Consider the following 9149-nt stretch of genomic DNA (forward strand, 5'->3'; position numbering starts at 1 on the left):
AAATGACCATGTGAAACTAGGATTCACTAGTTTCATTAAAAATATAGAGGATGAGAAGATGGCATATTACAAAGAACACGCTTTTATTTTTATACCTGCATTGCTGTTGGTATTTGGTACAGCTTATGCATTATCAGGTTGGGGCAATAAACCTGAGATACCAGTAAGTGAGACTATGCAACCACGGACTGCTGAGGTTGTCAGAGAAACCTTTACTGATTATGTTCCAGAGGTGCCTAGCAAACCAAAGGTGTATGTGGAGATTGATCGTGATCATGAAGAGTTAGACTTAAATGATCCATTAGCAAGTCCCTCTTTTGATACGATGGAGGAGGGGGTTTCAATAGTTTCATACAAAGACCAACCAATACCTCAACTATTTAAAGATCTGACAAAGAAGGCTGTTGAAGAGATGGCAGAACGAGGATACGCGTCAGCTGAGGAATCAAATGTACGTACGATTTCTAGAGTCCTTGAGTCTCGCTTTAAACATTTGTTGTTATCTTATGAAGATGCCGCTAACCAACTGGTTAAAGAACCCGCAAACTTAGAGGGTACGCCATTTGATGATGGGGAACTACTTGGCGCACACACTGGAGGCTCTAATCATGACGGAAAATGGACAGATATATCCCGTTTTTATAAATTCGATGATTTGGGAGTAGTGAAACTGAGTGAGATTGATTATATTACGAGTAATGGTCGCATACAAATGACTGAGGAGTTAATTAATGAGGATGTTAACGGTATACCTGCGGAATATATAGTTAATGTAAGTAACTCTGGGGCAGCTGTATCTTTAGTCTCTTGGGCAACGGATTCAAAAGAGTACACACTGTATGCTGAGAAAAACGGGGCTAAGGATGAGGGGGTGAAACAGAGACTCCTAGAATTGGCACGATCTATCCCAGCGGATTAAAGCACACAGGCGGGTTCTGTCGCAAAAGATACGTATTTGTGTAAACCTGGTTATGAACCTGTTTTTTTTCTTCGCCCAGGGGGTAAGTAACTTTTTTATCGTATCTGTAATCTTCTATCTTGGGCGCGCCTGATGTTTTTACAATTGAATCCGAGTACTCTAAAAAGGATAACTCACAGCACACATGGCGCGCCAGCTCTTCGCGCTAAGGCGTTTTATATCGCTTTTAAGGCGCTTTAACAGCTACCCCCTATCATACATACCCGTTAAAGGTTTTTGTGGGTCTTTAAGGGGCTTACATGCCCACCAATAAGCGATTGACTAATTTGGGTGTGTGGTATGTGGTTTGTTATAGCTGTTACAGAAAACAAAGATTAAACGGTAAACCATTTCAAAATAAAGAGTTGGCTTATTGCAACAAGCAACAGTATTCTGGGGACTCTTTACCCTAGGGAGGAAGTAGCTTTTTAAACTTCATAATAAAACGCTATTTAGTGTACAATATAATATAGATTGTACTATATATATAATCCTTTTATAATCAAAGACTAGGGCTACTATCATGTACAACCTATGGATATTTATACGAAAACATTACATTTACAATTTAGGGTTTTATAGTTACTCCTCTTTGGGGATAACACGCGTATGACTTCATTTTAACTAATTATTAAACGTGAATGAAATCAATTTCTTGCTCAATTAGGATAAATTATCATGGTTGGGAAAACCATAGTTTCCCTTTTGGTTTAATTACTGCAATCCCTTAAACTGTATAATATAACCAATCGCTTGTTCATCAGAGCAATTTGAGTAGACCTTTAATTTAGCAGACTCTCAGCCCTAGGGGAAAGTAACTTTTTTTAGCGTATACTCGATATATGAAGATTCCCTTATATAAGAAAATACAAGGGAATCTGACTCTAATGGATTGAGCTATCAGCTTTACTTAAAGGCGGCATAAAATAAGTCCTCCTATTGTGCTTCACATTAAGACCCTTTAACACTTTTTTTACAGCCATCTGGTTCGATCTGTTATTTATTATATTCTTAGGTAACTCATTTATTATCTCGGAGCTAGTCATTTTAATTGTTCTATTACTAAGTACCTCACCAGTTTTGTCATCAGTAAACTCAAACACCTCCAAAACTATATCTTTCAATGACCTATTGTCAGGATAGCCTAAGATTTCCGCACGTAGAGCCTCTTCTTCGGGCGTAAGCCACCATTGCCCCCATGTGTATAGGCATGCCATATAAACGCCCACAAGTCTGTATAATCAAAATTAGAAATACGTGGATAATCTAACCGACCTTTAGCAATAACGGGTAGAAGCCTTCTATCCCACCTAGCACCTTTGGGTGGATATTCTCCCTCAACAGAAGTCATACACGATACATGCCTACGTATGATTGTAGGTTTTCTAGCGTACGTTAATCTTATTTCATCCACCTCTTTTGCCAAAAATCCTTTTAACTCGGGCAGCCGCTGAAAATCAGGGAAACGTAGCCTAAGCGAAGTGAAGATTTTTAGTCCGCGATCATCAGTGTTCCCATTGAAAGAAGAAGTACCTAAACAAAGCAGCCTATAACCTACCTGAAGGTAGCACCACTCGAATATTTCCATCTTTTTGATTTTAATCACTTATAACAGAAAATAGACACTCTGTAGGCACCGTAAAAAAACAACAAATAATTTCAAATAAAGCTTGCAATTGCCGAAAAAATTTTTCTAAAAATTTCCGTTTTAATCACCTCATAAACGGATATCACCCATGCTTAAAGACCTACCACTCTCTGAACATATTCACCAACACTGCAATGAAAGTATGGAACGTGCCCTGTTAGCAGAGCGTCATCCTTTGTGGGCTCGTTCATGCCCAGAGTTGAAGGATATCGACTTTATTCGCCTTGGGTTATTACGCTGTATCAGTGTAGTCGATAGTGGTCGCCATTTCCTCCAAACCAATGAACAGATTTATGGCCAGCTGCTTCCCCACTCAACGTATTTTAAATCACTGAAGTCGCATAGACGAACAAGTATGCTTGAGGCATTTGAACAGCAGAGCTATCATCTTCACGCTGAAACACTGCTGTCGCAAGGCATTGATTATCTTAAAGCATTCCCGGAACTTGACGAATACACCATAGAAGCAGCGGATGGACATTTTATTGATCATGCCTGCCATACTGAAAAAAACAGCAAGGGGAAAGTTTATGCGGCTGGGGGGATTTACGCGTTGAATCTCAGAAGTGGGTTGCTCAGATTTCTTTGTCTGGTGACAAACGGAACTCAGAGGCATCAAGAAATACCTGTGTTACGAGATCATATTGAAAAGCAAAACAAGGGAAATAACAGCTCTCAGAAACATCTCTATGTCTACGATAAAGCCGTCACCGACTTTGTCTGGTGGGATCGGCAGAAACGACATGCTAATTACATGATTTCAATGCTAAAAGAAAATTCAATTGCGACTCTGGTTGAGTCTATCCCTTTTGACTCCCGCCATGAGATCAATACAGGGGTTGAAGCATACAGTGTGTACGAAAACAAGGGCATCAAATTTAACGTGGTGGATTACCGTGATCCAGAAACCGGAAAACTTCACCGGTTTGTGACAACCTTGCCAATGACTATTAACCCTGGAACCATTGCCATGCTGTATTTCAAGCGATGGACGATTGAAAAGACATTCAATAACACTAAAAGTAATTTCAAGGAAACTAAAGCTTGGTCTTCCAATACCCGCTCACTTGAAAATCAAATGCGCCTGACTGCAATGAGCTATAATTTAATGCGCGTGTTTGAAGAGAGTTTCAAAAACACAACAGCCAGAATTGATTCATCCATCGGATAAAAAATATAGCGAGGCTCTGGAGATAAGGCAGCAACAGGCTCAAAAACGAGATCGTTTTGTGAATCCATTATTTTTCCAGGCAAGAATATCTCGTATCAGCTCGTATACCATTCGGGCAGTTCAAAACGCAATAATAACAGGAATGTCTTTACAGTGCTTTATGAGCTCTCTTGTGGCGAGGTTAGTTTCACGGCCTCAATTGATAGGGGAACACTGATGTCCGCGATAGCCGTAGGGCCGTTGTTTTGTCGGAGTCTGAGCGTTAGCGAAGGTGGAGACAAAATAAAAGGCCATCCGACACGGCGTCAAGTCATTTGGAGCCTATGTTCCGACCCCTTGTTGGGTCGGGACGAGGTGACGAGGACGAATCGGGGCCGCCGGAGGCATAAGTGGTCGCGTTAAGTTTTTGCTGCTTGCTTGGGCTGGGATGCCCAAAACAAGCTTTCGCAAAAATAGCGACTCCCCGACCTTTCTTCTTCAACGCAGGGTCTAGGCCTGCAAGTTCAGGTATCCAGCACCTAAGAATATTAAGCATAGAATCCCGGTCTTTTGTATCTAGGCGAACAGAGTCTTTTATGTATTTATGAAGTTCCGCAGGGAGTAGGTATTTAATAAATGAAGTTTTATGGAGTCCTTGATCTCCACCTAGCACCAGCACACATTCATATTTGGGGATAGCATCTGGATGCTTACCTTCATGCTTTGCCATATCAGCGGCCGCACAGCATTGTATTAGCCATCTATACATAATAATATCAATTAACAAATCATAGCCCTCTGATCTATTCTTAAAGGGACCTTGCACTATATGTTCAACTATCTGCTTAAATTCATCCAGTACAATACAGTCAACCTACCGAAAGAAGCTTAATAAATGCCCCAATAACCCTCAGAAAGCACTCTTAATGCTTTCTGAGGTTGTTTTTTCTTCTTTCAAATCATTATTCCAATCTTTCCCTTCAGGAATATCTCGTTCGACAGATAAAGCAACACCTTTAACATGTTTTTCTATTTTTTCAGCAAAAACATCTCCATAATTGTCATTATCAGTCGCAATCACAATATTCTTACCATTACTTAGTTTTTTGATTAATAAAAGCTGCTCATCACTCATCTGACCGCAAAAACTCATATACGCTACGTCTGCGCCCGTCTCCTTAAGTTCCGCATGTGACAGTGCATCTATTCCCGCCTCACAAATAACCACCGCTTCAGCCTTATTTATATTATTTGACCTCCAAATCCCTTTCTCGCCGCCTTTGCTAAAAAAAGTAAAACTTTTTCCTGTATTTCCATTTGCATCAAAAACCGCAGATTTTCCTTTATTTTTTTGTTCGTACCCACAAACTTCATTATCTTTATTGTAATGAATGAAAGTAACATTTTTCCATGGCTCATCCTGAAGTACTAAAAACCGCTTATCTTTCAGCGTTTCTTCTGAAATACCGCGACTTTTAAGATAACTATTTTTTACATCCAAAACCTTCATTACCGACACTTCAGATCTAACTTTAATTAAATCTTTTTCCGTCTTTTGAGGCTTTTTCAGCTCAGGAAGATTTTTAATATCAGGATGACCCGCAAATTTTCTTAAAATTTTACGTACATAACCTAAATTACAGTTTTCTTCCTCCTTACACATATCAATAACAGTCTTTGCACCCATATTCGGGTTTTCAAAATAAATACCATGGCCGTCTGCAGCTGTGCAAATCGTAATTTTCTGTGAATTTTCAGACTTACCCATAACTATAAATCCTTTTGAAGATTTTCGCTTAACCACTTGGTAACCATGACATGCAGCGTATTCAGCCAGGTTTATTTCTGTTTTAAATAGATCCAGTTCTGCATCGCTATTTTTAATCACTCTATCAATACCTCCCTTAATAATTTCACTACATTTTGATATTGTTTGCTCAAAAGCTCTACTTCCCTTGTTAAGTGAGATAATTGCTCTGTTAAAATCTCCCGCTCCTCCTGATGCTTCAACTCCAACTCTTTGATCAATAGCTCCTTTACCTGGCCCAGTACCACGATTTATAAACTTAATCATCATAGTTAATCCCTCACGTCTTCAAAAGCAAAGAGGGCAGGAGGGGATTTGATATTAGTGGATTTAATTCGTTTTCTATCGCTTTTAATTGCATGAATAATTCAATAGCACTGATTTCATCAGTGTATGCATTACACCAATGAGAAATCTGATTCAAATTTTTACCAATACGAACTATTTGTCTGATTTTTTCACGCTCATCTTCGATATTTTTTAAGGATAAAGTTTTAACTTTATCCAGGCTAAGCCTAATTAACTCGGATACCGACCGACCTGAGTTTTTTACTTTTTCATCAAGTAAAACCTTTTCATCAGGGAAAAGGCGAACATGAATAACTTCCGTGCGTTTCGGTTCGATAATGGGAATTGTCTTACCATTATCATTGAGAACTGGATTACCATCGCTATCCAGCATTACTTTTTTCTTTTTTTACCAGATGAGTGGTAAGCATCTTTATCAATTTCAGTCATACAATACGTGTTTTTAGCTCCATGCAAATGGCCTGCCAGAAAGCGGGGTTTTAGGGCGAGCCCTAACCAGCCCCATGTGAAAATCGAACCTTACAAGGGAAATACAAAATGACACAAAAATATTCACTCGAAAAACTACTTACACCTTTAATGCCTTCACTTGATGACGATGGGCGCGAAATGTATTCAGATATGATTTCAATTGAAAGATATCAGATTAGCAAATTATTACATAAACCAAGCATTAAAATTTTCTTTCTAGCTGATAATGAATCCACGCCAGCACATATAGAATCTGAGGAAGACCTAGAAAATATCAAAAAAAGAGGGAGAACATTAATTATTGCTACGCGTGATTTTAACCACTCCGATTTCATAAAGACCCTGGATGATTCAAGAACATTATTTAATAAGTACCTAAAAGAAAAAATAAAAGAGCAAAACCTAAAAAATGAAAATGGCAAAAGACCTAGTTCCGGGCAAAGATCAACAGCAAAACCGACAGTTATTGATTTCAATGCTAACAGCATTACATACAGTTACACCAGCGCATATAGGTCTTCAGAAGTCTCTCATCGTGACATAAAAGACCTGTTTGAATACAAAATTGAAAAACTTGAAATATCACTAGATAATTCAACAAAGAATAAACAATACAAACGTATTGCTAATTACGAGGGTCGGTTAAAAACATTAAGATCACAAGAAAAAGAATTTAATCTAATTGAAGAAGAAATCATTGGTCGAGTAAAATCTGGTTTTGCTTTAAACCTAAGAGCTAAGGGCACTCAGGGAGCGAAAAACTTCAGAATCAAAAACATATCAATCATATTCTCAAAAAATCCATCAGAAGCCTCTATGGAGCCAGCAAACAAACACAACAGACCCAACCTTTATGGAGAGTGCTTGCTTGAAATAAAAGAGTTAAATATTGAAATATACAAAATATAAACTATCTTACAGGGAGATGTTTCTTTTGTTTTAATAATTTAAAAACTATCAATTCCCCTCCTGCCCTTTTTACGACGATTTTAAATAAATCAGTTGTCTTGAAGCTGAAAGCAAAAGACTCTTTACAAGTATTTCTAGATACTACTAGTTACTTGTAGGTACTAGTAGAAGAGAAAAAACAAAAAATCCTACACGCCATATATAACAGTATATAGAGCGATTTTTTAAAAACATAAAGTACACGCCATTTACGTATAAAGTACACGCCATTTACGTATAAAGTACACGCCATTTACGTATAAAGTACCAACCCAACAAAGTCATTTAATTTTTTTTGGCCTCGAAATGTGATACTTATTTTTTACATCATCATCCTTGACACAACTCCAACCACCAAGCGAACCTACTTCCTTTATCGCCTCTTTCAACCTATCTCTTTTATTACTAACACTTTGTTTGCTCGCCTTACTTTCACCCCAAACATGACTCATCAATGAGTCTATCATTACCCCTCCCCCGTAACCCAAGGCTTTCCCTGGTCTTATATTAGATGATAACCAGGCATGCAAGACTTTAGCGACAGGACTTTTCATTTTAAAACGCTCATGAAGCGAAACCTGAATGAAACCCCCTCCATCTTCCCCTAAAATCGCATTTGCAAGCCTCCAATTTAAAGAAATTTTAAAGTTATCATCTTTATATTCGCTACTAATTACATTTGAATTAGCACCACGATTAGAGCCTTTCATTTTTCTATGTACAACTAAAGTTTGTAGATCAGTCAAATACCACGATAATTGCTTATAATTTGCTCCAGACCGACCCAGCCCTGCATCAGTCAATAAATTAGCAGCATTAACCTCAACAATGGCCAACGGCTCCGTCTGAGCGTCATCACCAACCTTTAACAAGTTGATTCCGTTAAAATGCCTAAAATCATCTTTAACAATCAATTCACCGTTCCTGCCTACCCGCGCGCAAATAGCTAACAGTACAGACTGATGAGCAGCGCCTAATTGAACTCCTCTAAACTCAATAATCCCCCCATCCCAATCATGGACTATGTTAATTGCCTTATCTTTATCAGCAATAGGAACAAAAAGACCATCAACAAAAAATGCAGGATCAACCTTTGCATAGTCTGATTTTTTTACTACTGTTTTCATTACAATCGCCCATTATTTCTATCATACTTAATTTTATTACCTTCCTTTTTATTAATGATCGGAGGCAACTCTGTTTTAAACATAACACCATTTTCATCTTTCAAGAGCCATGCGTCTTCCGCATCATCACCATAATTAATTTTAGGTAAACCCATATTAATATATTTTTTATACTTATTAGTTTCTGTATCAATACCACGCTCTTCCGCTTCCTCTTTTCCCATTCTTCTCATTCGCGCAGCCCAACGAGCATTATCACCGATGCTTGAAGCACCTCTGATCGCTGATATACCTGCATCTGAATCATTCAGACCGAGTTTATTTTCGTGATGAATAAGAATCACCGCAGCTCCAGTTATAGATGCAATAAATTCAAACCATTTCAAAACCTGAGACATAACACCTGTATCATTTTCATTTCCTGAATGACAACGTCTAAGTGTATCAAAAACAATTAATTTTACCCCCCTCACTTTTTTACATTCCTCAATAACCCAGTCCCCGTCAACTGTTTGCTCACCTTTATCATTTAAAAAAGTAGCTTGTTTACCATGCAGTGCATGAAAAGTGACACCAGATAAAGCATCGTTTACCCACTCTTCATCAAAATCCCACTCCTTATGTATTTTTTCACCATCAACATTTTGTATTCCTTTTTCTCTAATATTTTTCCTATACGAGTTAGCGATATTAAAAAATCGTTGATGAATAATCTCAACTGGATCTTCGAG

The 9149-nt window shown here is 38.1% G+C and carries 10 protein-coding genes and 1 pseudogene; 4 read left to right on the plus strand and 7 right to left on the minus strand.

Features of this window, described 5'->3' with window-relative positions; genetic code table 11:
- The first annotated feature begins 58 nt into the window (after window positions 1-58).
- Window positions 59-919 carry a hypothetical protein gene (locus K6984_RS25340; RefSeq protein WP_221897952.1) on the plus strand — a complete coding sequence of 287 codons (861 nt, stop codon included), beginning with the start codon at window positions 59-61 and terminating at the stop codon, window positions 917-919.
- 1183 nt (window positions 920-2102) lie between these two features.
- Here K6984_RS25340 and K6984_RS36645 read toward each other — a convergent pair.
- Window positions 2103-2546, minus strand: coding sequence for a VapE domain-containing protein (locus K6984_RS36645; RefSeq protein ID WP_420831716.1), 444 nt, complete (start codon window positions 2544-2546; stop codon window positions 2103-2105).
- A 148-nt stretch (window positions 2547-2694) separates the two neighbouring features.
- Here K6984_RS36645 and K6984_RS25350 point away from each other — a divergent pair, with 148 nt between their 5' ends.
- Both K6984_RS25350 and K6984_RS25355 read left to right on the plus strand, forming a co-directional pair.
- Window positions 2695-3777 carry a transposase gene (locus tag K6984_RS25350; protein ID WP_221897954.1) on the plus strand — a complete coding sequence of 361 codons (1083 nt, stop codon included), beginning with the start codon at window positions 2695-2697 and terminating at the stop codon, window positions 3775-3777.
- Window positions 3725-3994 carry a hypothetical protein gene (locus K6984_RS25355; protein WP_221897955.1) on the plus strand — a complete coding sequence of 90 codons (270 nt, stop codon included), beginning with the start codon at window positions 3725-3727 and terminating at the stop codon, window positions 3992-3994. The genes K6984_RS25350 and K6984_RS25355 overlap by 53 nt, the downstream gene beginning before the upstream one ends.
- Window positions 3995-4098: 104 nt before the next feature.
- Here the strand turns inward: K6984_RS25355 and K6984_RS34970 are convergent, their stop codons facing one another.
- The 4 genes and pseudogenes from K6984_RS34970 to K6984_RS25370 all read right to left on the minus strand — a co-directional run bounded on the left by K6984_RS34970 (window position 4099) and on the right by K6984_RS25370 (window position 6245).
- Window positions 4099-4227 carry a hypothetical protein gene (locus K6984_RS34970; RefSeq protein ID WP_263458596.1) on the minus strand — a complete coding sequence of 43 codons (129 nt, stop codon included), beginning with the start codon at window positions 4225-4227 and terminating at the stop codon, window positions 4099-4101.
- Between the two features lie 34 nt (window positions 4228-4261).
- A pseudogene (locus tag K6984_RS36650) lies at window positions 4262-4525 on the minus strand (VapE domain-containing protein); the annotation flags it as partial.
- A gap of 141 nt (window positions 4526-4666) precedes the next feature.
- Window positions 4667-5833, minus strand: coding sequence for a toprim domain-containing protein (locus K6984_RS25365; RefSeq protein ID WP_221897956.1), 1167 nt, complete (start codon window positions 5831-5833; stop codon window positions 4667-4669).
- Between the two features lie 10 nt (window positions 5834-5843).
- A complete protein-coding gene (locus tag K6984_RS25370) occupies window positions 5844-6245 on the minus strand; it encodes a plasmid mobilization protein (RefSeq protein WP_221897957.1) in 402 nt (133 codons plus the stop codon).
- A 164-nt stretch (window positions 6246-6409) separates the two neighbouring features.
- Here K6984_RS25370 and K6984_RS25375 point away from each other — a divergent pair, with 164 nt between their 5' ends.
- Window positions 6410-7252 carry a hypothetical protein gene (locus K6984_RS25375; protein ID WP_221897958.1) on the plus strand — a complete coding sequence of 281 codons (843 nt, stop codon included), beginning with the start codon at window positions 6410-6412 and terminating at the stop codon, window positions 7250-7252.
- Between the two features lie 320 nt (window positions 7253-7572).
- Here K6984_RS25375 and repC read toward each other — a convergent pair whose 3' ends face one another.
- Both repC and K6984_RS25385 read right to left on the minus strand, forming a co-directional pair.
- Complete coding sequence (gene repC / locus K6984_RS25380; protein WP_221897959.1) at window positions 7573-8418, minus strand: replication protein C, IncQ-type; 846 nt, start codon at window positions 8416-8418, stop codon at window positions 7573-7575.
- On the minus strand, window positions 8418-9149 hold a 732-nt coding region (locus K6984_RS25385), incomplete at its 5' end, for an AAA family ATPase (RefSeq protein ID WP_221897960.1). The genes K6984_RS25385 and repC, both read right to left, overlap by 1 nt.

It is taken from the genome of Bathymodiolus japonicus methanotrophic gill symbiont, from assembly GCF_019721995.1.
GTDB lineage: Bacteria > Pseudomonadota > Gammaproteobacteria > Methylococcales > Methylomonadaceae > Methyloprofundus.